The 21772-nt window shown below is 61.6% G+C and carries 20 protein-coding genes and 2 pseudogenes; 19 read left to right on the top strand and 3 right to left on the bottom strand.

Annotated features, from left to right (window positions below):
• Positions 1–297 precede the first annotated feature (297 nt).
• Positions 298–2100, bottom strand: coding sequence for an acyclic terpene utilization AtuA family protein (locus tag H663_RS33000; protein ID WP_053171870.1), 1803 nt, complete (start codon positions 2098–2100; stop codon positions 298–300).
• A 720-nt stretch (positions 2101–2820) separates the two neighbouring features.
• Between H663_RS33000 and H663_RS32995 the strand changes: the two genes are divergently transcribed.
• From H663_RS32995 to H663_RS32970, 6 genes are all read left to right on the top strand, one after another.
• On the top strand, positions 2821–3990 hold the full coding sequence (locus tag H663_RS32995; protein ID WP_053171872.1) for an acyl-CoA dehydrogenase family protein: 1170 nt from the start codon (positions 2821–2823) through the stop codon (positions 3988–3990).
• Between the two features lie 14 nt (positions 3991–4004).
• Positions 4005–4805, top strand: a complete 801-nt coding sequence (locus tag H663_RS32990) for a TIGR03084 family metal-binding protein (protein ID WP_053171874.1) — start codon at positions 4005–4007, stop codon at positions 4803–4805.
• Positions 4789–5703 carry a phosphatidylglycerol lysyltransferase domain-containing protein gene (locus H663_RS32985; RefSeq protein WP_053171876.1) on the top strand — a complete coding sequence of 305 codons (915 nt, stop codon included), beginning with the start codon at positions 4789–4791 and terminating at the stop codon, positions 5701–5703. The genes H663_RS32990 and H663_RS32985 overlap by 17 nt, the downstream gene beginning before the upstream one ends.
• Positions 5704–5790: 87 nt before the next feature.
• Positions 5791–7410: an acyl-CoA carboxylase subunit beta gene (locus H663_RS32980; protein WP_053172169.1), complete on the top strand. Its 1620-nt coding sequence runs from the start codon at positions 5791–5793 to the stop codon at positions 7408–7410.
• A gap of 71 nt (positions 7411–7481) precedes the next feature.
• Positions 7482–9518 carry an acetyl-CoA carboxylase biotin carboxylase subunit gene (locus tag H663_RS32975; protein WP_116695876.1) on the top strand — a complete coding sequence of 679 codons (2037 nt, stop codon included), beginning with the start codon at positions 7482–7484 and terminating at the stop codon, positions 9516–9518.
• 11 nt (positions 9519–9529) lie between these two features.
• Entirely contained in the window at positions 9530–10309 is a 780-nt protein-coding gene (locus tag H663_RS32970; RefSeq protein WP_053171881.1) for an enoyl-CoA hydratase/isomerase family protein, read from the top strand.
• Between the two features lie 51 nt (positions 10310–10360).
• Here H663_RS32970 and H663_RS32965 read toward each other — a convergent pair whose 3' ends face one another.
• The gene (locus H663_RS32965) at positions 10361–11005 is read right to left on the bottom strand and encodes an ABC transporter ATP-binding protein (protein WP_116695871.1); all 645 of its coding nucleotides are present in this window, start codon (positions 11003–11005) and stop codon (positions 10361–10363) included.
• 1235 nt (positions 11006–12240) lie between these two features.
• Here H663_RS32965 and nudB point away from each other — a divergent pair.
• From nudB to H663_RS32930, 7 genes and pseudogenes are all read left to right on the top strand, one after another.
• Positions 12241–12717, top strand: a pseudogene (nudB, locus tag H663_RS32960) (dihydroneopterin triphosphate diphosphatase).
• On the top strand, positions 12701–13456 hold the full coding sequence (locus H663_RS32955; RefSeq protein ID WP_053171883.1) for an endonuclease/exonuclease/phosphatase family protein: 756 nt from the start codon (positions 12701–12703) through the stop codon (positions 13454–13456). The pseudogene nudB and the gene H663_RS32955 overlap by 17 nt, the downstream one beginning before the upstream one ends.
• 3 nt (positions 13457–13459) lie before the next feature.
• Positions 13460–14701 carry a cardiolipin synthase ClsB gene (gene clsB / locus H663_RS32950; RefSeq protein WP_053171885.1) on the top strand — a complete coding sequence of 414 codons (1242 nt, stop codon included), beginning with the start codon at positions 13460–13462 and terminating at the stop codon, positions 14699–14701.
• Between the two features lie 87 nt (positions 14702–14788).
• Positions 14789–15499, top strand: coding sequence for a GTP cyclohydrolase I (gene folE / locus H663_RS32945; protein ID WP_240620524.1), 711 nt, complete (start codon positions 14789–14791; stop codon positions 15497–15499).
• 2 nt (positions 15500–15501) lie between these two features.
• Positions 15502–15924: a BLUF domain-containing protein gene (locus tag H663_RS32940; RefSeq protein WP_053171889.1), complete on the top strand. Its 423-nt coding sequence runs from the start codon at positions 15502–15504 to the stop codon at positions 15922–15924.
• Positions 15925–16754: 830 nt separating this feature from the next.
• Positions 16755–17633, top strand: coding sequence for a DMT family transporter (locus H663_RS32935; RefSeq protein WP_053171891.1), 879 nt, complete (start codon positions 16755–16757; stop codon positions 17631–17633).
• A gap of 1 nt (position 17634) precedes the next feature.
• Positions 17635–18459: a DUF429 domain-containing protein gene (locus tag H663_RS32930; protein ID WP_053171894.1), complete on the top strand. Its 825-nt coding sequence runs from the start codon at positions 17635–17637 to the stop codon at positions 18457–18459.
• 1 nt (position 18460) lies between these two features.
• On the opposite strand, the gene H663_RS42060 is transcribed toward H663_RS32930, so the two are convergent.
• Positions 18461–18613 carry a phage integrase N-terminal SAM-like domain-containing protein gene (locus H663_RS42060; protein ID WP_240620526.1) on the bottom strand — a complete coding sequence of 51 codons (153 nt, stop codon included), beginning with the start codon at positions 18611–18613 and terminating at the stop codon, positions 18461–18463.
• 268 nt (positions 18614–18881) lie between these two features.
• Between H663_RS42060 and H663_RS32920 the strand changes: the two genes are divergently transcribed.
• The 6 genes and pseudogenes from H663_RS32920 (at position 18882) to H663_RS32900 (ending at position 21680) form a co-directional block, all read left to right on the top strand.
• Positions 18882–19403 (top strand): cysteine dioxygenase family protein, encoded by a 522-nt coding sequence (locus H663_RS32920; RefSeq protein WP_053171896.1) that lies wholly within the window; start codon positions 18882–18884, stop codon positions 19401–19403.
• A 5-nt stretch (positions 19404–19408) separates the two neighbouring features.
• Positions 19409–19522, top strand: a pseudogene (locus H663_RS42225) (VOC family protein); the annotation flags it as partial.
• 89 nt (positions 19523–19611) lie between these two features.
• The gene (locus H663_RS32915) at positions 19612–20004 is read left to right on the top strand and encodes a VOC family protein (protein ID WP_053171898.1); all 393 of its coding nucleotides are present in this window, start codon (positions 19612–19614) and stop codon (positions 20002–20004) included.
• A 38-nt stretch (positions 20005–20042) separates the two neighbouring features.
• On the top strand, positions 20043–20582 hold the full coding sequence (locus H663_RS32910; protein WP_053171900.1) for a cysteine hydrolase family protein: 540 nt from the start codon (positions 20043–20045) through the stop codon (positions 20580–20582).
• 10 nt (positions 20583–20592) lie between these two features.
• Entirely contained in the window at positions 20593–21156 is a 564-nt protein-coding gene (locus tag H663_RS32905; protein ID WP_165803914.1) for a GNAT family N-acetyltransferase, read from the top strand.
• Between the two features lie 101 nt (positions 21157–21257).
• The gene (locus H663_RS32900) at positions 21258–21680 is read left to right on the top strand and encodes a GNAT family N-acetyltransferase (protein WP_053171904.1); all 423 of its coding nucleotides are present in this window, start codon (positions 21258–21260) and stop codon (positions 21678–21680) included.
• Positions 21681–21772 lie beyond the last annotated feature (92 nt).

The raw sequence follows: 21772 nt of genomic DNA, 5'->3' as shown, positions 1-21772 counted from the left end.
GGGGCTGCATGGGTAGGTCGGCGGCTTTAGCCCCGACATGGGCCTGTGCCGAAGCGGAAAAACGTCGGACTCTTCGAGTGCCGACCTACGGGGCTGCATGGGTAGGTCGGCGGTCGAAGACCCCGACATGGGCCTGTGCCGGGCGGAAAAACGTCGGACTCTTCGAGTGCCGAGCTACGGGGATGCATTGGTAGGTCTGCGGCTTTAGCCCCGACATAGGGCCTGTGCCGAAGCGGACAAATGTCGGACTCTTCGAGTGCCGAGCTACGGGGGCACGCTTTTGTAGGTCTGGGGCAACTACATCATCCCGATCATCGAACGTGGCACGCGCACCTTCAAATCCAGCAGCATCTGGCCCATGCCTTTGCCTAAAGGGTCGTTGCGGCTGGATGCGGGGCCGCCGCCGTCCAGGGCTTCGTGCAGCAGCAAGTTCATGGCGTCGATGCCGGGCAAGTGAAAACGCTCCACCGGCCCGTGCACCAGGTGTGCGAAATACGCCTTGACGACTTCGGGCGTCACCCGCGCCCACAAGAGCGGCAGCCACTCGGGGCGCCGTGCAATCAAGCCAATGTTGGAGATGTCGCCTTTGTCGCCACTGCGTGCCCAGGCGAGCCGAATCAGGGGAACTTCGATCTGATCTTCTTCAGGGTCCACCCACGGCACCGGAAGGGGCAGCACGGGGGCCGGGCGCGGTGTCGCCACCGGCGCCTCAGGGACAGACCAAACCTGATCGCCCATGCGCACCTGGACAGGCACGCGGGATTTGTCAACCAGAAAGGCCAAGGGTTGGATGTGCGGCGAGGCCGAGGGACGCCCCGCGCCCGGGCCGGTGGTGCCCGGTGACCAAGAGGTGCCAGATGGCGCAATTTCGCGGGCGAAGATGTCGAGCGCCTGTTTCATCGGGTGGTTCACCACCACGCGCAGCATGACTTCACGCGCCGCGCCCGCACGAGCATGGGGGCCGTACAGGGTTTCGGCTCCCAGCAATTCGACCACTGCGCGGCTGAAATCGGGCAGGCCCATCTGACTGAGCAGTTCGCGGCTGCGCGCCAAAATGGCCTGACCCGTGCGCTGGGCTTTGGCAGCGGCATCGATGCCGATGATCACCATGCTGCCGGTACAGCGGTAACCGTCCATGGCGGTGGCCGAGACCTTGTACTGCGCGCTGGGCGGGCGGCCTTGTGCGCCACTGACGCGCACACGCTCGGCGCTCAGTTGTTCGATCTTGACCTGGCGAAAATCGCAGCACACATCGGGCAAGAGGTAGGCGCTGGGGTCGCCGATTTCATAAAGCAGCTGCTCGGTCACGGCGGCGCGCAAGATGATGCCGCCCGTGCCGGGGGCTTTGCTCAGCTCAAAACTGCCGTCGGCCTGGCAGTCAATGATGGGGTAGCCGATGTGCGGCCAGTCTGGCACGTCTTGCCAGTCGGTGTGCAAGCCGCCCGTGGCCTGGCAGCCGCATTCGATGATGTGGCCCGCCAGGCTGCCGCCCGCCAGCGCGTCGTAGTCGGTGGCCGTCCAGCCAAATTCATGAATCAGGGGGCCGAGGGTGACGGCGCTGTCCACCCCGCGCCCGGTGATCACGATGTCGGCCCCGGCGGCCAGCGCACGCGCCACCGGCATGGCACCCAGATAGGCATTGGCCGACAGCAGTGTGCCTGGCAGCGGCTCATCCCGGAACATGTCGCGTGTGCCCACGTCACGCAATGCAGGCAGCAGAGCGCTGATGTCGTCGCCTTCGACCACGGCAATCTTCGGGCTCAGCCCCATGCTTTGCGCCAGGGCTTGCAGCGCGTTGGCGCAGCCTTGCGGATTCATGCCGCCTGCGTTGGCCGCCACCTTGATGCCGCGCCGCATCACCTCGGGCAGGACCGATTTCATGGCGATGTCCACAAAATCGGTGGCATAGCCCATCTCGGGTTTCTTGGCGCGCACCGCAGCCAGGATGGCCATGGTGGTTTCGGCCAGGTAGTCAAACACCAGGTAGTCGATCAGGCCCGAATTCACCAACTGGGGCGCGCCCACCATGCTGTCGCCCCAAAAACCCGAAGCGCCCCCAATGCGGACAGTTTTGCGCGTGTGCGATGTGCTTTGTGTCATGGTCAATCCCGTCGGTCAAGCGCCTGCACGTGCAGGCTTGGGCGCTAGGTTAGCAGCAGCTTGCAGGGTCTGGCTTGTGTGGACTGGCTGGCGCAATAGTCGGACTCCAGCGAGTGCTGGACTTGCAACAACGCCTCTGGTGTGGTCAAGCGCCGCAGCTGGATTGCCGCGTCGCAAGCTCCTCGCAATGACGGCCATTCGTCATCGCGAGCGAAGCGTGGCGATCCAGTGTGTGGACAAGCGCCGCAGCTGGATTGCCGCGTCGCAAGCTCCTCGCAATGACGGCCATTCGTCATCGTGAGCGAAGCGCGGCGATCCAGTGTGTGAACAAGCGTTGTAGCTGGATTACCGCGTCGCAAGCTCCTCGCAATGACGGCCATTCGTCATCGCGAGCGAAGCGCTGCGATCCAGTGTGTGAACAAGCGTTGTAGCTGGATTGCCGCGTCGCAAGCTCCTCGCAATGACGGAAACGATGTCCACCACGTCGCTGCGCTTACGGTGCTTCAGCTCCGACAATGCCCGCTTCGGAGTAGGCCGCATGTCGGGGCTGAAGCCGCCGACCTACGAGGGACATGCTGGCACCCTGGCGACAGTAAAGGGGGCGGGCTGGGTGCAAGGTGGCCTCGGACCATGACAAGCACAGGGAGCAACCAGTTCGCACAAGACGTTCAGCCACCCGTGTTTATGCTGCACCTGTTTTCAACTCATCACGCCCAAGCCATGCTGGACACACCTTCATTGCCCCATTACTTTTCGGCAGAACACGAAGAATTTCGCGCCTCGCTGCGTGATTTTGTGAGCCGCGAAATCACGCCCCATGTCCACGCATGGGACGAAGCCGAGACTTTTCCGCGTGATTTGTACCAGCGCATTGCCCGCCTGGGGGTGCTGGGTATTGGCTACCCCGAAGCCCTGGGCGGCACCCCGGCCGATCTCTTTTTCCACATCATCACGGCCGAAGAAATGGCGCGTTCGGGCAGCGGTGGCGTGTCGGCTTCGCTGCTCTCGCACACGATTAGCCTGCCCCCGATTGCCCGCTATGGCAGCCAGGCTTTGCAGCAGCGCATCGTGCCTGCCGTGCTGTCGGGTGAAAAAATCGCCGCGCTGGCGGTGACCGAACCGGGCGGTGGCTCGGACGTGGCCGCGCTCAAAACCACGGCCGTGCTTGAGGGTGACCACTATGTGGTCAACGGTGAAAAAGTCTTCATCACCTCGGGAATGCGGGCTGACTATTTCACGGTGGCGGTACGCACCGACCCGGCCAACCAAGGTGCGGGCGGCGTTTCGGCCTTGATGATCGAGGCCGATTCGCCAGGTTTGACGCGCACGCCCTTGAAGAAGATGGGTTGGTGGTCTTCGGACACGGCGCAGCTGCGTTTTGACAATGTGCGTGTGCCGGTGGCGCATCTGCTGGGCGTGGAAAACCAGGGCTTCAAGGTGTTCATGAACAACTTCAATGGCGAACGCCTGGGCATGTCGGCGCAGGCCTGCATGTTTGCCCAGGTGTGCCTGCAAGAAGCCACCGATTGGGCGCGTGAACGCCAGACCTTTGGCCAGCCGCTGTCGCAGCGTCAGGTGATTCGCCACAAACTGGTGGACATGGCCATGAAGATCGAGGCGGCCCGCAGCCTGGTGTACGAGCTGGCCTGGCAGGTGGAGCACCACCATGGTGACTCCGCTCATCTGGTGGCTCGCACCTGCATGGCCAAAATTTTGTCTACCCAGGCCATGCAGTTTTGCGCCGACCAAGCGGTGCAAATTCTGGGCGGCATGGGCTTCATGCGCGGCACCCGCAGCGAGCGCATTTACCGCGAGGTCAAGGTCATGATGATCGGCGGCGGCTCGGAAGAAATCATGAAAGACCTGGCTGCCCGGCAGCTGGGCATTTGAGGCCAAGGACCCCCATGCAATCAAGCTCTGAAGACCTGCTGGGTGAATACCGCGCACTGGCCGATCTGTGCGAAACCCTGACCCCCGCGCAGTGGCAAATGCGCACCGACTTTTATGACTGGACGCCTTGGGACGAAATTGCCCATCTGGCGTATTTCGATGAAACCGCGCTGCAAGCGGTCACCGATCAGGGCCAATTTGCCAAGGACATGCCCAAGCTGGTCCGGCTGATGCTGCGGGGTGACCCGATCAGTGGGGTGGCCCGTGAACATTTCGGCCATCTGTCGGGGCCTGCTTTGCTGGCCCTGTGGCGCCAGCGCCACGAAGCGCTGGTGGCGGCACTGGCGCCGCTGGACCCCAAGGCGCGACTGCCCTGGTATGGCCCCGACATGAGCGCTCGATCCTTTGCCACGGCACGCCTGATGGAAACCTGGGCCCACGGCCAGGACATCTGGGATGCGCTGGGCCGCACACGCGGGGCGAGCCCGGGGCTGCGCCACATCCTGCATCTGGGGGTGGGCACCTACGGCTGGACCTTTGTCAACCGGGGCTTGCCGGTGCCCCAGCCTGCGCCGCATGTGGATGTGGTGGCACCCGATGGCAGCCACTGGACCTGGGGTGATCCTTCTGCGACCGACTGGGTGACCGGGCCTGCCATGGACCTGGCATTGCTCGTGACGCAGCGGCGTCACCGGGACGACACCGCCTTGCGTTGGGCGGGGGCAGGGGCCGAGCAATGGACCCTGATTGCCCAATGTTTTGCCGGTCCCCCGGCCGACGGTCCCGCGCGAGGGGTGCGTGGCCAAAGCCGCTGATCCCCTGGGCGGCCTGTGCCTGCCAGGCCAGGCGCTGGCGCTGGATCTGGCGCCTGCGCTGGCACCCCGCTTGGCACAGCGGCTGGCAGGCTTGGGTGAGCACGCCCTGGCTGATCTGTCTTACAGCAATCTCTGGCTGTTCAGACGGCCCCACGACTACCGTTACCACGCCGGTCCCTGGCCCTGCATCAGCGGCCAGAGCTACGACGGCCAGCGCCATGCCTTGCCCTTGTTTGATGTGCGCGAAGCGAGCGCCGAGGTGGTCGATGCCTTGCTGGCCCGCTTTGCCTGCCTGTATCCCTTGAGCGCGCGCGAGGCGGGGCACTTCGACCCGGCGCGCTACCGCATCGAGACGCAGCGTGACGATGCCGACTACCTCTACAGTGCCGAGCAGTTTCGCCGCTACCCCGGGCGACTGCTGCAAAAAAAGCGCAACCTGATGGCCCAGTTGCAGGCCCTGCACTGCGTGACGGCGCAGCCCTACACCCTGGCGCTGCAAGGCGATGCCCTGCAGGTCTTGCAAGGCTGGCTGGGTGACAAAGGCAAAGCCGCAGGCGCGGCCGATGATCTGCCCTGCCGCGAAGCGCTGGCGCTGGCGTCGCAGCTGGGCTTGAGCGGTTTTGTGTACTGGGCTGACGCGCAGCCCGCCGGTTTTTTACTGGCCGAAACCGTGCAGCCGGGCGTGGTGGTGGTGCGCTTTGCCAAGGCCTTGGTGAACTGCAAGGGCATGGCCCAGTACATGTTTCACCACTTTGCCCTGACAGCGCCGGGGCCTGTGCAATGGCTCAACTTCGAGCAAGACATGGGGCTGGCCAATTTTCGGCGCACCAAGCTCAGTTACCAGCCTGCGCAACTGATCCAGAAGTGGCGTATCAGCCAGTTCTCGCAAGAGTCGTGATGCCCCATTCACTATGCTTGTTTCCCAGGCGCACCACCGCGAGTGGTCCGCACATTTTGATGTTTCCGATTGGTGAAAGTTTTCGACATGGCACACATTGAGTCCACCGTCTCCGTCAGCAGTCCTGCCTTTGTGGCCAACCGCGAGCAGATGCTGGCGCTGCTGGCGCAGGTGCGCGCTTATGAGCAGCGCACACACACCAAATCGGCCGCCTCGCGTGAGCGTTTTGAAAAGCGCCAGCAGCTTTTGCCGCGTGAACGGCTGGCCCTGCTGCTGGACCCGGGGGCACCTTTTCTGGAGCTGTCGACCCTGGCCGGTCTGGGCCTGGACACGCCCGATTTGGCTCGCAGTGTGCCGGGGGGCGGGGTGATTGCGGGCATCGGTTTTGTCAGCGGCATCCGCTGCATGGTGCTGGCGTCCGACTCGGGCATTGACGCCGGTGCCTTGCAGCCCATGGGCCTGGACAAATTGCTGCGGGTGCAGGAAATCGCCCTGGACAACAAGCTGCCTTATGTGCAACTGGTTGAAAGCGCCGGAGCCAACCTGATGACGTACCGGGTCGAAGATTTTGTGCGCGGCGGCAATTCCTTTCGCAACCTGGCGCGCATGTCTGCGGCCGGGCTGCCCGTGGTCACGGTGACCCATGGCTCGTCCACCGCCGGTGGGGCGTACCAGACGGGCTTGTCGGACTACATCATCCTGGTGCGTGGTCGCTCGCGGGCCTTTTTGGCCGGGCCGCCGCTGCTCAAAGCGGCCACGGGCGAGGTCGCCACTGAAGAGGAGTTGGGTGGCGCTGTCATGCACACCAGCATCTCGGGCCTGGGCGACTACCTGGCCGAAGACGACCGCGATGGCCTGCGCATTGCCCGCGAAATCATGGGGCAGATCGACTGGCACCGGGGCATGCCGGTGGAGGCACCGCGCCGCTTCAAGCCGCCGCGCTACGACGCCGAGGAACTGCTGGGCATCATGCCCGCAGACCACAAACGGCCTGTGGACATGCGCCAGGTGATTGCCCGCATTGCTGATGATTCTGAGTTTCTGGAGTTTGGCGAAAACTACGGCAGCGCCACGGTGTGTGGGCATTTCAAGATCGAAGGCTGGCCGGTGGGCGTGATCACCAACAACGGCCCGATCGACCCGGCCGGTGCCACCAAGGCCACCCACTTCATCCAGGCTTGCTGCCAGTCACGCACGCCCATCATTTACCTGAACAACACCACCGGCTTCATGGTGGGCCGCGCTTACGAAGAGGCGGGCATCATCAAGCACGGCTCCAAGATGATCCAGGCCGTGACCAATGCCACGGTGCCGCAAATCACCCTGTATTGCGGTGCCTCGTTCGGGGCGGGCAATTACGGCATGTGTGGCCGGGGGTTCCATCCGCGCTTTTGCTTCAGCTGGCCCAATGCCAAGACCGCCGTCATGGGCGGAGAGCAGGCCGCAGGCACCATGCGCATCGTGACCGAAGCGGGCATGCGCCGCAAAGGCGAGGTGGACGAAGCCAAGCTCGACGAAATGAGCCGCCGCATCGTCGAGCGCTTTGACAGCCAGATGAGCGTGTTCACCACCAGCGCCTTGCTGCTGGACGACGGCGTCATCGACCCCCGCGACACCCGCGCCGTCTTGTCCAAAGTGCTGGCCGTTTGCCGCGAAGCCGAAGCCCGTGAGCCGCAAAAAATGCAGTTCTCTGTGGCCCGTCCTTGATGGCTGGTCTTTGACGGTCCGTCCTTGATGGCCTGGCCCATTTACGCCCTCTTTTTCAACGAATGCACACCATGTCACCAGACACGCCACCTTTCACACCCTTTCACAAGGTTCTCGTTGCCAACCGGGGCGAGATTGCGCTGCGGGTGATGCGCTCGGCGCGAGCGCTGGGTTACCGCACGGTGGCGGTGTATTCCACGGCCGACGCCCAGGCCAGCCATGTGCAGGCGGCCGACGAGGCGGTGTGCATTGGCGAGCCTTTGCCCGCGCAGTCGTACCTGAACATCCCGGCCATCATCGAAGCGGCCCGGCTGTGCGGGGCCGATGCCATACACCCCGGCTATGGTTTTTTGGCTGAAAACGAGGACTTTGCAGCCGCTTGCCGCGAGGCCGGGCTGGTCTTCATTGGCCCCTCGCCCGAAGCCATCCGGGCCATGGGCGACAAGGCGGGCGCCAAGCGGCTCATGTTGGCGGCCGGTGTGCCCTGCATTGAGGGCTACCAAGGGGCTGACCAAAGTGCGCAGCACCTGGCCGAGCAGGCCGCGCAACTGGGTTACCCGGTGATGATCAAGGCCACGGCAGGCGGCGGCGGGCGCGGCATGCGTTTGGTCACGCAGGCGCAGGACTTTGCCGAGCATTTGCGCAGCGCCCAGTCCGAAGCGCTCAACGCCTTTGGCGATGCCACCGTGATCCTGGAGCGGGCCATTGTGCAGCCGCGCCACATTGAAATCCAGGTCTTTGCCGACCGCCACGGCAACGCCATCCACCTGGGCGAGCGCGATTGTTCGGTGCAGCGACGCCACCAAAAACTGGTGGAAGAAGCGCCGTCCCCGGCGGTGGACGCCGCCTTGCGCGAACGCATGGGGGCCACGGCAGTGGCCGCCGTGAAGGCCATTGGCTACGAGGGCGCGGGCACGCTGGAATTTTTGCTCGATCAGGACGGGCACTACTACTTCATGGAGATGAACACCCGGCTGCAGGTGGAGCACCCGGTGACCGAGGCCATCACGGGGCTGGACCTGGTGGCCTGGCAGCTGCGTGTGGCGGCGGGCGAGGCCTTGCCGCTGACGCAAGCCGAAGTGGGTTTTGAAGGGCACGCCATCGAGGTGCGCCTGTGCGCCGAAGATGTGCCCCGGGGCTTCATGCCGCAAAGCGGCACCATGAGCCGCTGGCAGTTGCCTGCGGGCGTGCGCGTGGAGCATGCGCTGCATTCGGGCGCTGTGATCCCGCCTTATTACGACTCGATGGTGGCCAAGCTGATTGCGCACGGCAAAACGCGTGAAGAGGCCCGCCGCAAGCTCATGCATGCCCTGCACGATCTGGTGGCGCTGGGGGTGACCACGAACCAGGCCTTTTTGGGCCGATGCCTGGCCCACCCCGAGTTTGCAGCGGGCCAGGCCACCACGGCCTTCATTGCCCAAAATGAAGCGGTCTTGCTCGAAGTGGATGCGGCCGCGCAGGGCAAAGCCGTGGCCGTGGCCGCTGGCTTGCTGCACCAGACCGCAGGCCGCAGCCTGCAGGGCCAGGCCGCGCAGGGCTTGAGTGTGCACGGCGACAGTGACCAGCGCCTGACCCACGCCCTGCCCATGGGCATGCGCCTGGCCATCGACGGTCAGGAAATTCAGGCCAGCGTGGCACAAACGGGGTCGCAGCGTTTGGATGTGCGGGTGGGCGATGCCCTGCACACCCTCGACGTGGTGTCGCTGGGCGCACATGAGGCACGCTTCATTTTGGACCGCGTCATGCAGCATGTCGCTTTTGAACGCGATGCGCACAGCCTGTGGCTGCTGCACGCCGGGCACCCCTATCAGGTGGTCGACCGCACGCGCCAGCCCAGTGCGCGCCAGGGCGAAGCTGGTGGCGATGGCAAAGTGCGCGCCAGCATGAATGGCCGCGTGGTGGCCGTGCTGGTGACGGTGGGCGAGCGCGTGCAGGCCAAGCAGCCCCTGGTCACGCTCGAAGCCATGAAGATGGAGCATGTGCACGCCGCGCCCGCCTCGGGCACGGTGGTGGCCTTGCCTGTGGCCACGGGCGAGCAGGTTCAAGCGGGCCGTGTGGTGGTCGAAATCGAGCCGGACTTAGTTGCCCCCGCTGTCAAGACTGAATAAGGAGTCACACCATGAACGAATCAGCAGCCGTATTGCACGAGGTCAGAGGCCGCACCTTCTGGATCACCATCAACCGCCCGGACAAGCGCAACGCCATCAATGCCGAAGTGGTTCAGGGCCTGCGCGATGGCCTGCGTCTGGCGCACACCGACCCCGAAGTGCGCGCTGTGGTCTTGACCGGGGCTGGCGATAAAGCCTTTTGCGCCGGTGGCGACTTGCAGCCCGGCAAGGGCTTTAACTTTGACCTGTCCAAGCCCAATTCGGCCTATGCCGATTTGCTGCGCGAGGCGCAAAACGCCACCTTGCCCCTGATTGCCCGCATCAACGGCACCTGCATGGCCGGAGGCATGGGCCTGGCCTGCATGACCGATTTCGCCATTGCAGCCGACCATGCGCTGTTTGGCTTGCCAGAGGTCAAGGTGGGCGTTTTCCCCATGCAGGTCATGAGCTTGCTCAAAGACTTGGTGGCACCGCGCACCGTGCGCGAATGGGCCCTCACCGGCGAGCCCTTTTCTGCGCAAGAGGCACTGCAGGCGGGGCTGGTCAATTATGTGGTGCCCAGTGCAGAGCTGGACGCCAAAACCCAGTGGCTGATCGAGCGCATCGTGAACAAGTCCCCCACCGCCATCCGGCGCGGCAAATACGCCATGCGCGCCATTGAAGCCATGTCTTTTGACCAGGCCATTGCCTACACCGAAAGCCAGATCGCCCTTCTGGCCATGACCGAAGACGCCCGCGAAGGCCTGGCCGCCTTCAACGACAAACGCCCCCCCGTCTGGACTGGCCGCTGAACGCTGGCGGGTGTGCCAGCCACTGTCGTGGTCTTCGCCTCCTGACCCGGTTCACAAGTCCAGCACGCTGGTCAGCGTGACATCGCTGGGGGCTTCGTAGTCCGCCACGATCCAGGCGCGGCTGGGCTGGGTGGCGGCTTCGTTCAGGAAGCCCTTGATGATGCGGATGGACGCCACATCCAGCGAGACAAAGGGCTGGTCCAGCAAAGTCACCGTGGCGCCCGAGGCCAGTGCGGCGGCGATCATGACTTTGCGGCGGCTGCCCGTAGACAGCATGTTCAGCCGTTTGTGCAGGTGTGGCGTCAAGTCCAGCGCTTGCACCAGTCCTTGCAGCAGCGCATCGTTCCAATGCGGGTAACTGGGGCGCAATGCGTCCCAGCGCGCCTGTACGAGGGTGTCGTCGTGTTCGGGGGATTTCAGGTCAGCCCAAAAAACCTGCTGCCGGTAAACGCTCGCTTGATCTGGCCATGCCGCACTGGCTGTAGCAAGCCGCCCACTGATGGGGGATAAATCGGTGGCCAGCAAACGCAGCAAGCTGGTTTTGCCAGTGCCTTCGTCGCCGGTCACGGCAGTGACGCCTGCGGGCACATTCAGACTCAGTGCATGAAACAGGGGCGATGGGCCAGGGCCGCCAGACAGGTCGGTGATCTGCAGCGCGGTCGCGTGAGCGGGGTTCAAGAGTGTGTGCTTGGGCATGGCGCAGATGTTAGCGTTTGTGGTGTGCAGCAGACAACAGACCCTGGCGGGTGACGACCTGGTGAGCCTGCTTGTGCGTCATCGGATTGATCCGGCACGCTGAAGTTTGAAATGTGTGAGAAATGTCATCGCGTAGGTCGGTACTCGCAGAGTCCGACGTTTTCTCATCTCGTAGGTCGGCACTCGCAGAGTCCGACGTTTTCAGCCTCAGGCACAGGCCCATGTCGGGGTCTTCGACCGCCGACCTACAAGATTTTTGAGCCTTTGACACATCGTAGGTCGGCACTCGCAGAGTCCGACGTTTTCAGCCTCAGGCACAGGCCCATGTCGGGGTCTTCGACCGCCGACCTACAAGATTTTTGAGCCTTTGACACATCGTAGGTCGGCACTCGCAGAGTCCGACGTTTTCAGCCTCAGGCACAGGCCCATGTCGGGGTCTTCGACCGCCGACCTACAAGATTTTTGAGCCTTTGGCACTTCGCAGGTCGGCACTCGCAGAGTCCGACATTTTCAGCCTCAGGCACAGGCCCATGTCGGGGTCTTTGACCGCCGACCAACAACAATTTTGAGCCATTGACACATCGCAGGTCGGCACTCGCAGAGTCCGACGTTTTCAGCCTGAGGCGCAGGCTGATGTCGGGGTCTTCGACCGCCGACCTACAAGATTTTTGAGCCTTTGACACATCGCAGGTCGGCACTCGCAGAGTCCGACATTTTCAGCCTGAGGCACAGGCCCATGTCGGGGTCTTCGACCGCCGACCTACAAGATTTGGAGTCTTTGACACATCGTAGGTCGGCACTCGCAGAGTCCGACGATTTCAGCCTGAGGCACAGGCCCATGTCGGGGTCTTCGACCGCCGACCTACAAGATTTTTGAGCCTTTGGCACTTCGTAGGTCGGCACTCGCAGAGTCCGACGTTTTCAGCCTGAGGCACAGGCCCCTGTCGGGGTCTTCGACCGCCGACCTACAAGATTTTTGAGCCTTTGACACATCGTAGGTCGGTACTCGCAGAGTCCGAAGTTTTCAGCCTCAGGCACAGGCCCATGTCTGGGTCTTCGACCACCGAGCTACAACAATTTTGGGCCTTGAACACTTTGTAGGTCGGCACTCGCAGAGTCCGACATGATGGGTTTCGGCACAGACACACTGAAAGATGCATGAGCGGGATCTGACTGTCTGTGCCTTTGTGAGGTGACAGCCCGGAGATCTGAACGCAGCGTCCTAGAATGAAGCCATGGACGCTGCATCTCGCATTTACAAAATTCCCGAATCCGTGCTGGTGGTGATTCACACCCCTGCGCGCGATGTGCTTTTGATTCGCCGCACCGATGTGGGCACTTGGCAATCTGTCACGGGCAGCAAAGACTTTGATGCGGAAGACTGGCGCGAGACGGCCCGGCGCGAGGTGCCGGAGGAAACCGGCATCGATGCCCATCATCCCACCTGTGAACTGCTGGACTGGCAACTGGAAAACGTCTATGACATTTACCCTGCCTGGCGCTGGCGATATGCCCCCGATGTCAGCCGCAACACCGAGCGCGTGTTTGGCCTTCGGGTGCCGCAGGGCACGCCCGTGACCTTGAGCCCCGCTGAGCACACCGAGTGGCAATGGCTGCCTTGACATGAGGCTGCAGACATGTGTTTTTCTCCCTCAAACGCGGAAGCCATCCTGATGCTGCCCCGCTTTTTGCAGCATGCCGCCAGTGTTTGATCAACACGCGGTCTTGCGGGTAGCGACCTGGAACATCCACAAAGGCGTGCAGGGCCTGGGGCCTGCGCGGCGGCTGGAAATTCACAACATCGGCCATGCGGTGGAGCAACTCGATGCCGACATCGTCTGTCTGCAAGAGGTGCGGCGCATGAACCGGCGCGAAGAGCGCTACTTTGCCCACTGGCCTGTCCAGCCTCAGGCCGACTATCTGGCACCTGAGGGCTATGAAGCGGTTTATCGCACCAACGCCGTCACGCGCCATGGCGAGCATGGCAATGCCATGCTGTCTCGCTGGCCTGTGTTGTCACACCAGCACCAGGATATTTCCGACCATCGCTTTGAGCAGCGCGGTTTTTTGCACACCGAAGTGCAGGTCACGCAGCGCATCGTGCATGTGGTGGTGGTGCACCTGGGCCTGGTGCCTGCCAGCCGCTTGCGGCAGGTGGCGCTTTTGCTGAACTACATCGAGCGTCATATTCCGCAGTCGGCACCGGTGCTGGTGGCGGGTGATTTCAACGACTGGGGCACGGGTTTGGGGCGGCGCATGGCCGGGGCGGGCTTTACCGAGTGGCGCGAGCGGCCCACACCCACCTATCCCTCGCGTCTGCCGCTCAATCAACTGGACCATGTGTATGCGAGGGGACTGCGGCCGTTGGGCGCCATGGTGCCTTCGGGGCGCATCTGGCCGCGCATGTCGGACCACTTGCCTTTGCTGGCCGAATACGCCTGGGACGCCTAGCCCATGCGCCACAGTCCTCTTTTGCGCGACGGTCACCAGATCCAGTTGATCGAAGGTGGGCAGGCCTATTTCGAGGCGCTGGTGGTGGCGCTGGACCAGGCGCACTCGCAGGTGCACATGGAAACCTATATTTTTAACTTTCACGGCGCCGCATCCATGGTGGCCGAGGCTCTGGAGCGTGCAGCACTGCGCGGGGTGCGTGTGTGGGTGGTGGTGGATGGGGTGGGCACGCCGAGTTTGCCTGCGCCATGGCGTCAACGCTTTGAGAAAGCCGGGGTGGTTTGGCGCACCTACTCGCCTTTGGGTACCTTGGGTCTGCTCATTCCCAGCCGGTGGCGGCGTTTGCACCGCAAGCTGTGCGTGGTCGATGGCCAATTGGCATTTTGTGGCGGCATCAACATTTTGGACGATTGGTTCGACCCGCAGCACGGTACGCTGGCCCATCCCCGGTTTGACTTTGCGGTGCGTGCCCGTGGGGCTTTGGTGCAGCCCATGCTGGAAACCATGACCCAGCTGTGGTGGCGCATGCAAGGGGTGCGTCATGTGCGCCAGCAGCAGTTTCCCGAGGCCATCAGCTCGTTTCGCGCAGCGGGCCTGCATTTGCCTTGGACGCAGGACTCAGCTGCTGACCTGAGTACCCATGATCGCGCCCACACCGTGTCCAAGGCGGGTTTGCTTTTGCGCGACAACGTGTTGTATCGCAGCCAGATCGAACGGGCTTACCTCAAGGCCATTGGCGCCGCTCGGCATGACATCATCATTGCCAATGCCTACTTTTTGCCTGGACGCCGTCTGCGCAAAGCCTTGATCCATGCGGCCCAGCGGGGAGTTCGGGTCAGATTGTTGCTGCAGGGGCGCTACGAGTATTTCATGCAATACCATGCGGCCAGGCCTGTGTATGGCGAACTGCTGGCCGCCGGGGTTGAAATTCATGAATACCACGCCAGTTTTTTGCACGCCAAGGTGGCCGTGATGGACGCAGACAACGAGCACCCCTGGGCCACGGTGGGCTCATCCAATCTCGACCCCTTGAGTTTGTTGTTGGCGCGTGAGGCCAACGTGGTGGTGGTGGACAAGGGTTTTGCCCAAAAGCTGCATCAACGGCTGACCCATGCCATCGATAACCAAAGTACGCCCGTGTTGACCGAGGTTTACACGCAAAGACCCTGGCATCAGCGCGGGCGCGACCGCATCGCTTTTGGCCTCATGCGCCTGGCCTTGTTTCTGACCGGTAACCGTTACTGAGCGGCTGCAGGACGATCCCCCCGTTGAATGGGGGGGCGGTTAATCGCTGTTACGATCATCCCCATGTTAAACAAAGCCCCAGACGCCATGACTGCTTCTGCTGCCACGCCCGAAGACGATGGCGTTCCCGTTTCCATCAAGATCCGCGAGCGCATCAACGCCGCCCGCAAACGCTTCCATGCCAACGACAACATCGCCGAGTTCATTGAGCCCGGCGAGTTGGACAAGCTGCTCGACGAAGTCACGGGCAAGATGGCAGGCGTGCTCGACAGTCTGGTGATCGACACCGTGAACGACCACAACACGGGCGACACCGCCCGCCGAGTGGCCAAAATGTACCTCAAGGAAGTGTTCAAGGGCCGCTATATTGAAGGCCCCGAGATCACAGAATTCCCCAACGCCGAGCACCTGAACGAGTTGATGATCGTCGGCCCCATCACCGTGCGCAGCGCTTGCAGCCACCACTTTTGCCCCGTGATCGGCAAGATCTGGATCGGCGTCATGCCCAATGAGCACACCAACGTGATTGGCCTGTCCAAATACGCCCGCCTGGCCGAATGGATCATGGGCCGCCCCCAAATTCAGGAAGAAGCCGTGGTGCAGCTGGCCGACCTGATCCAGCGCAAAACCCAGCCCGACGGCCTGGCCATCGTTATGGAAGCGAGCCACTACTGCATGGGCTGGCGCGGCGTGAAGGACATGGACAGCAAGATGATCAACTCGGTCATGCGCGGTGCCTTCCTCAAGGACCCGAACCTGCGCCGTGAATTTTTATCTTTGATTCCTGGAAGGAACTGATCATGTTGGTACGCCTGCTTTATGCCAGCCGTGCGGTGGATACCCGCCCTGAAACCATCGACGCCATCCTGACCCAGTCGCGCCAGTTCAACCCGACCAGCGGCATCACGGGCATCCTTTGCTATGGCGGCGGCATCTTTTTGCAAGCCATCGAAGGCGGGCGCAACGCCGTGAGCGACCTGTATGGGCACATCCAGAAAGACGCCCGCCACAAGGATGTCGTGCTGCTGCACTACGAAGAAATTTCCGAGCGCCGCTTCGGTGGTTGGACCATGGGCCAGGTCGATGCGTCCCGCGTCAACACCAACATCTTGCTCAAGTATTCCGAGCGCGCCGAGCTCGACCCGTACAACGTGTCGGGCAAAGTGTCTTTGGCCTTGCTCGAAGAGCTGATGGCCACGGCGTCCATCATTGGCCGGGCATAAACCCCTTATTGCCCTGCGATCCTTCACCCGTCACGACGATTCCACCCCTCTTCATTGCGCCTCCACTTCCCGTCATTGCGCTCCCTCACCCCGTCATTGCGAGCGAAGCGCGGCAATCCAGCTGCTTCGGTCGATCTGGCGGAAAAGCCCGTTGCGAGCGCTCCTACTGGATTGCCGCGTCGCAAGCTCCTCGCAATGACAAATCAGTGGTTCTTCGCAATGACATGTCAGTGGGCATCACGAGCCGTTAACCACGAGGCCTTGCAATTGCGCTCTTGGTCATTGCGCCACCGTCCCCTGTCAATGCGCTCCCACTCCCCGTCATTGCGAGCGAAGCGCGGCAATCCAGCTGCTGCGGTCGATCTGGCGGAAAAGCCCGTTTCGAGCGCTCCTACTGGATTGCCGCGTCGCAAGCTCCTCGCAATGACAAATCAGTGGTTCTTCGCAATGACATGTCAGTGGGCATCACGAGCCGTTAACCACGAGGCCTTGCAATTGCGCTCTTGGCCATTGCGCCACCGTCCCCTGTCATTGCGCTCCCACTCCCCGTCATTGCGCTCCCACTCCCCGTCATTGCGAGCGAAGCGCGGCAATCCAGCTGCTGCGGTCGATCTGGCGGAAAAGCCCGTTGCGAGCGCTCCAACTGGATTGCCGCGTCGCAAGCTCCTCGCAATGACAGATCAGCGGTTCCTCGGAATGACAGGCCAGTTATTACTCGGAATGACAGGCCAGTGGTCATCGCGAGCCATGTGCCGTGAGGTACGCAGAGATCTGGTGGTGCGAGGCGATTCTGTGATTCTGTTCAGCCCCCTATCAAGACCCTTTGACATATGCCCCTGAGTGCGCTTGCTCTGGTTGTTCTGGCCGGGCTGATCCATGCCAGCTGGAACATCGCCGCCAAAAAGGCTGGCGGTGACGTGCGCTTTGTGGCCTTCACCTCGGTGGTCTTGATGCTGTTTTGGGCCCCTTTGGGCCTGTGGATGGGCTGGCAACAAGTGCCCACTTGGGGTCTGCTGGAATGGGGCCTGGTGCTGGCCAGTGCCTTGCTGCACATCGTTTACTTCATTGTCTTGTTGCGCGGCTACCGCAAGGCCGACCTGACGGTGGTCTACCCGCTGGCGCGGGGCTCGGGGCCACTCTTATCGTCCATGGTGGCGATTTTTTTCCTGGGCGAGCAAATTTCTTCGTTGGGTCTCCTCGGCATCCTGGGGGTGGTGGGTGGCGTGTTTTTGATTGCGGGTGGCCCGGGCCTTTGGCAGGCCGCGCAAGACCCGCAGCAGCAAGCGCGTGTGCGGACCGGCATTTTTTATGGCGGCGTCACGGGCCTGTTCATCGCCAGCTACACCGTGGTCGATGGCTATGCCGTCAAGGTGGCGCTGATGTCGCCCATTTTGGTGGATTACTTTGGCAACCTGGTGCGGCTGGTTTTTTTGACGCCCACTTTGCTGCGCGACCGCCCGGCCGTGTGGGCGCTGTGGCTGCAGCAAAGGCGTTACGCCTTGATCGTCGGCATCTTCAGCCCTGTGTCTTATGTGTTGGTGCTTTATGCCCTGCAGGTGGCACCGCTGTCGCATGTGGCCCCGGCGCGGGAGGTATCCATGCTGTTTGCCGCCTTGCTGGGCGGCCATTTGCTGGGCGAAAAAGACCGGGGGCCGCGCATTGCCGGGGCCGTGCTGATCGCCGCAGGCGTCATGGCTTTGGGGTGGTGAGATGAACACAGTGTCATTGATCGGCTGCGACTTCTCCAGCAGCCCCAGCAAACGCAAACCCATCGTGCTGGCGCTGGGCCAGGCCCGGCAGGGCAGGGTGCAGCTGCAAGCCTTGCAGACTTTTGAAACGTTGAACTCGTTTGGCGACTGGCTGGCTCAGCCCGCTGAATGGGTGGGTGGTTTTGACTTGCCTTTTGGTTTGCCGCGTGAGCTGGTCGAAACCCTGGGCTGGCCCACCGACTGGGCCGCCTGCATGGACCACTATTGCGCCTTGGAACGCAGCGACATCCGCGAACAGTTTGCTGCGTTTTGCAATGCCCGCCCAGTAGGCGGCAAGTTCGCCCACCGTGCTGCCGACCGGCCTGCGGGCTCCAGCCCGTCCATGAAATGGGTCAACCCGCCCGTGGCCTACATGCTGCACGCAGGCGTGCCCCTGTTGCGGCAAGCAGGTGTGCAATTGCCCGGCCTGCACGCAGGCGACGTGCGCCGCGTGGCGCTGGAAGCCTACCCCGGCCTGCTGGCCCGTGAGGTGCTGGGCAACCAAAGCTACAAAAGCGACGACAAAGCCAAACAAACGCCTGAGCGCTTGCTGGCCAGGCGCGAACTGCTGAGCGCACTGGAACGCGGCCAAACCCGCTTGGGCCTGCGCCTGGTGGCCAGCAACGCGCTGATGGGGCGTCTCGCCGATGACGCGAGCGGCGACGCCCTCGACGCCACCTTGTGCCTGATGCAAGCGGCCTGGGCGCAGCAGCAGCACGAGGCGGGGCATCCGCAATACGGTTTGCCGCCGTGTGATCCGCTGGAGGGGTGGATCGTGACGGCGTGATTCATTGCCTCCTGTAGGAGCCGCGCCCTCGCGGCGAATGCTTGTTGTTGATCCAGGGTAAATCAACGCCCGACACCTGGCGGTACAAAAACAGCAATGCACGGAGTGCTTGCTTGTGAGTGGAGGTGGATAACTTGCGCTCATTGGCCAGCATGGATAAAAACGAAACCATTAGAGGTCATTTTTTCGATTTTGAGGCTATAGTGAAGTCATCGAATCCACGCGAGCAACCAATCGAGCAAGCGGGTGGATTGCAAGGAAGGGGCATCGGGTTTCATGGCAAATTTATTCCTGTCTGAGATTGCAGCATGTGAGTCTGTAAGCCAAGGCGCAAGCGGCTTGCTGGCAATTCATCGAAAAATGTATCGACTGTGCCCGGATGTATCCACCGAGTTTTGCGGTCTACATCACGTTAGGCAGACATGGTGACTTCTTCTTCGGAAGCGCTGCGCGATTCGATCGCGGCGATGTCTACGATCCGCTCGTTAACGCAGCGAAGCGGCGAAAACGTGCTGGAGGAGGTTGCCGCTGTGCTTCAGCGCCTTGCGCGATCGCCGCACTGGAGGGCGACATCTTGGCGCGCTGCGACTCCGAGCGAGGAACTCCTCTACGAGTTGGCCGTTCTCGCGGGTGCCCCGTCGCTGTATCTGGTGTCGGATGGTCAGGGCGTCACAAGTCCGCCCCACGAACACGGAACATGGACGGTTATCGCCGGGGTCAGCGGAAATGAGGCCAATGATCTGTATCGGAGGGTTTCGGGTAGCCGCGTCGCGCCGATCAACCGCGTAGTAGTCGGCCCCGGTGAGTCAATGGTTCTTGCGGTAGATGCCATTCACTCAACAGAGGTCGTCGGAGAAGGACCGACGTTTCATCTTCACCTTTACGGCAGGCCGTTAAGCGAATTGGATGGTTTCGCCTCTCGGGTCTTTGCAAAGCATGATTAGAAAAGAAAGACCATGGTGCCCCTGGTCTGCGTCCCGAATAACACGCCAATTATTTCGGTGCTTTCGTGATTGATCTGGAAGGTAATAACATTGAAGCCGCATGTCACCTGCCTGAATAAGTGTCAACATCAACGTGGTTGACAACACATTCAATGCGAATACTCAAAGGTATTTTTTCAACCGTTAAACCAACCCAAGGAGAGGCCTAGTGTTCTCACACATCATGGTGGGCGTCAGTGACTTTCAACGTGCGATGGCTTTTTATGAACCCGTGCTGGCATCGCTTGGAATTGCGTTTCGCTTTCAAGAAGACGAGCGCCCTTGGGCGGGTTGGCAGTCATCGCCAGATCCGAGGCCCTTGTTTCTGATTGGGCGTCCCTTCAACCAACAAGCGCACCAAGCAGGCAATGGTCAGATGGTCGCCTTCTTGGCCAGTTCGCGCCCGCAAGTCGATCAAGTGCATGCGCTGGCTTTGGCCAGTGGCGGTACTTGTGAGGGCAAGCCAGGGTTACGGCCCGAATACCATGCCCATTACTATGGTGCGTATTTCTGTGATCCCGATGGCAATAAGCTCTGCATTGCTTGTCATCAGGTTGAGTAACGTGCTTCAATCGGACGTTATCAGAAATGGAACTGTGAATGCACACCGCCATCCTCGTCATCGATGTTCAACAAGGCCTATGCGAAGGCCCTGATGCCGCGCACGATTGTCCCGGCACCATAGAACGCATCAACGTGGTCACGCACCGGGCACGCGTTGCGGGCGTGCCGGTGTTTTTCGTTCAACACGAGTCAAACGCAGGCTATTTGGAACACGGCAGCCCTGAGTGGCAATTGGCAAAAGGCTTGCAGGTGCAGGCCGATGATCGGCGCATTCGCAAAACCACGCCAGACTCTTTCTTGCGCACAGGACTTCATGAAGCGTTGCAGGCCTTGGGTGTCAAGGACTTGGTGGTGTGCGGCATGCACACCGAGTTTTGTGTAGACACCACCACGCGCAAAGCCTTGGCCTTGGGTTATCCGGTGGTGCTGGTGGCCGACGCACACACCTCGGCTGGCAATGCCGCCATCAGTGCTCAGCAGGTCATTGCGCACCACAACGCCACGCTGACCAACATCTCCAGTTTCGGGCCCAGGGTCACGGCCGTGGGGCAGGACGAGGTCCGCTTTTCCGACTGAACACAAAATGATGGAAACAGTCCCACAGGCCACTGCTGCGATTGACCCTTTGGACATGGTCATCCGCAACGCCCGGCATGACGATGCTGCCCGCATCGCCGTCTTGGCCACGCAGGTTTGGCTTCACACCTATGCGACAGAGGGCATTTCTGCCGGAATAGCCGACTACACGAGGTCCGAACTCACCCCGGACAAGTACCTGGCCATCCAAAACGATGCTTCGGCCCACATCTGGGTGGCAGAGCGGGGTGTCCACCTCATTGGTTTTGCGGTACTCAACATGGGTGTGCCATGTCCGACCAGCGCATCGACATTGGCGGAACTTCAGACGCTTTATGTGCAAGCGCATTTTGTGAGGCAAGGTGTGGGGCGACAGCTTTTGTCTGTGGCCGAAAAAAAGGCCTTCGATCTGGCAGGTATGCCGCTTTGGTTGACGGTCAATGCCCACAATGCGCAAGCCATCGGTTTTTACATGCGCCAAGGCTACACAAAGCAGGGAACAACAGATTTTGTGCTGGGTGAGCAGCGCCATGAAAATCTTGTCTTGATCGGTCGCACACCAGCATGCACATAAGCCCACTCACCGCCGCAAACGCCATGGCCTACAAGGCCTTGATGCTGCACGCCTACTAGCATGCGGCCGATTCATTCACCTCCACACCTCAAGAGCGAGCATTGGAGCCGGACAGTTGGTGGCGCGGGCGCATCGTTGATCCTTCAGGGCTGACCTGGGTGTGGGGTGCTTTTGCAGGGGCTGAACTGGTGGGCACGGTGGCAGTCGAGTACGCCGCAAAAACCAAAACACGCCACAAGGGCTTGATCGTGGCCATGTTTGTGCATGAACATTTTCGTGGCCAAGGGCTGGCCCGCAAACTGATGCGTGCAGCTATTGAGCATGGCATGGCGCGTCAAGGTCTTCGCGTTCTTCAGCTGGAGGTGACGCAAGGCAATGCCCCCGCAGAGCAGCTTTACCAAAGTCTGGGTTTTGAGACTTTTGGCGTGGAGCCTATGGCCGTTTTGACCGCCAACGGTTACCGGTCCAAAGTCCACATGTGGCTGGATCTGGCTTTGGCAAAAAATCAAACCTTAAAGTTGTGAAACCATGACAGTCCGTATCCGGTTCCAGCAAGTTGCTCAGACGGCACTGAAGTTGGATGCGTTGGCGACAATCGCTGCTGCACAAAATTGAA

This window comes from Limnohabitans planktonicus II-D5 (genome assembly GCF_001270065.2).
In the GTDB taxonomy this organism is placed as follows: domain Bacteria; phylum Pseudomonadota; class Gammaproteobacteria; order Burkholderiales; family Burkholderiaceae_C; genus Limnohabitans_A; species Limnohabitans_A planktonicus.
Note: the sequence above shows the minus strand (reverse complement) of the source record. Positions and strands in the feature narration are given on the sequence as shown.

What these genes read in the sequence shown, in the direction of transcription:
- H663_RS33000 (WP_053171870.1), bottom strand. Translation starts at nt 2,100, where the DNA reads ATGACACAAAGCACATCGCACACGCGCAAAACTGTCCGCATTGGGGGC.
- H663_RS32995 (WP_053171872.1), top strand. Translation starts at nt 2,821, where the DNA reads ATGCTGGACACACCTTCATTGCCCCATTACTTTTCGGCAGAACACGAA.
- H663_RS32990 (WP_053171874.1), top strand. Translation starts at nt 4,005, where the DNA reads ATGCAATCAAGCTCTGAAGACCTGCTGGGTGAATACCGCGCACTGGCC.
- H663_RS32980 (WP_053172169.1), top strand. Translation starts at nt 5,791, where the DNA reads ATGGCACACATTGAGTCCACCGTCTCCGTCAGCAGTCCTGCCTTTGTG.
- H663_RS32975 (WP_116695876.1), top strand. Translation starts at nt 7,482, where the DNA reads ATGTCACCAGACACGCCACCTTTCACACCCTTTCACAAGGTTCTCGTT.
- H663_RS32970 (WP_053171881.1), top strand. Translation starts at nt 9,530, where the DNA reads ATGAACGAATCAGCAGCCGTATTGCACGAGGTCAGAGGCCGCACCTTC.
- H663_RS32965 (WP_116695871.1), bottom strand. Translation starts at nt 11,005, where the DNA reads ATGCCCAAGCACACACTCTTGAACCCCGCTCACGCGACCGCGCTGCAG.
- H663_RS32955 (WP_053171883.1), top strand. Translation starts at nt 12,701, where the DNA reads ATGCCGCCAGTGTTTGATCAACACGCGGTCTTGCGGGTAGCGACCTGG.
- clsB (WP_053171885.1), top strand. Translation starts at nt 13,460, where the DNA reads ATGCGCCACAGTCCTCTTTTGCGCGACGGTCACCAGATCCAGTTGATC.
- folE (WP_240620524.1), top strand. Translation starts at nt 14,789, where the DNA reads ATGACTGCTTCTGCTGCCACGCCCGAAGACGATGGCGTTCCCGTTTCC.
- H663_RS32940 (WP_053171889.1), top strand. Translation starts at nt 15,502, where the DNA reads ATGTTGGTACGCCTGCTTTATGCCAGCCGTGCGGTGGATACCCGCCCT.
- H663_RS32935 (WP_053171891.1), top strand. Translation starts at nt 16,755, where the DNA reads ATGCCCCTGAGTGCGCTTGCTCTGGTTGTTCTGGCCGGGCTGATCCAT.
- H663_RS32930 (WP_053171894.1), top strand. Translation starts at nt 17,635, where the DNA reads ATGAACACAGTGTCATTGATCGGCTGCGACTTCTCCAGCAGCCCCAGC.
- H663_RS42060 (WP_240620526.1), bottom strand. Translation starts at nt 18,613, where the DNA reads ATGCTGGCCAATGAGCGCAAGTTATCCACCTCCACTCACAAGCAAGCA.
- H663_RS32920 (WP_053171896.1), top strand. Translation starts at nt 18,882, where the DNA reads ATGGTGACTTCTTCTTCGGAAGCGCTGCGCGATTCGATCGCGGCGATG.
- H663_RS32910 (WP_053171900.1), top strand. Translation starts at nt 20,043, where the DNA reads ATGCACACCGCCATCCTCGTCATCGATGTTCAACAAGGCCTATGCGAA.
- H663_RS32905 (WP_165803914.1), top strand. Translation starts at nt 20,593, where the DNA reads ATGGAAACAGTCCCACAGGCCACTGCTGCGATTGACCCTTTGGACATG.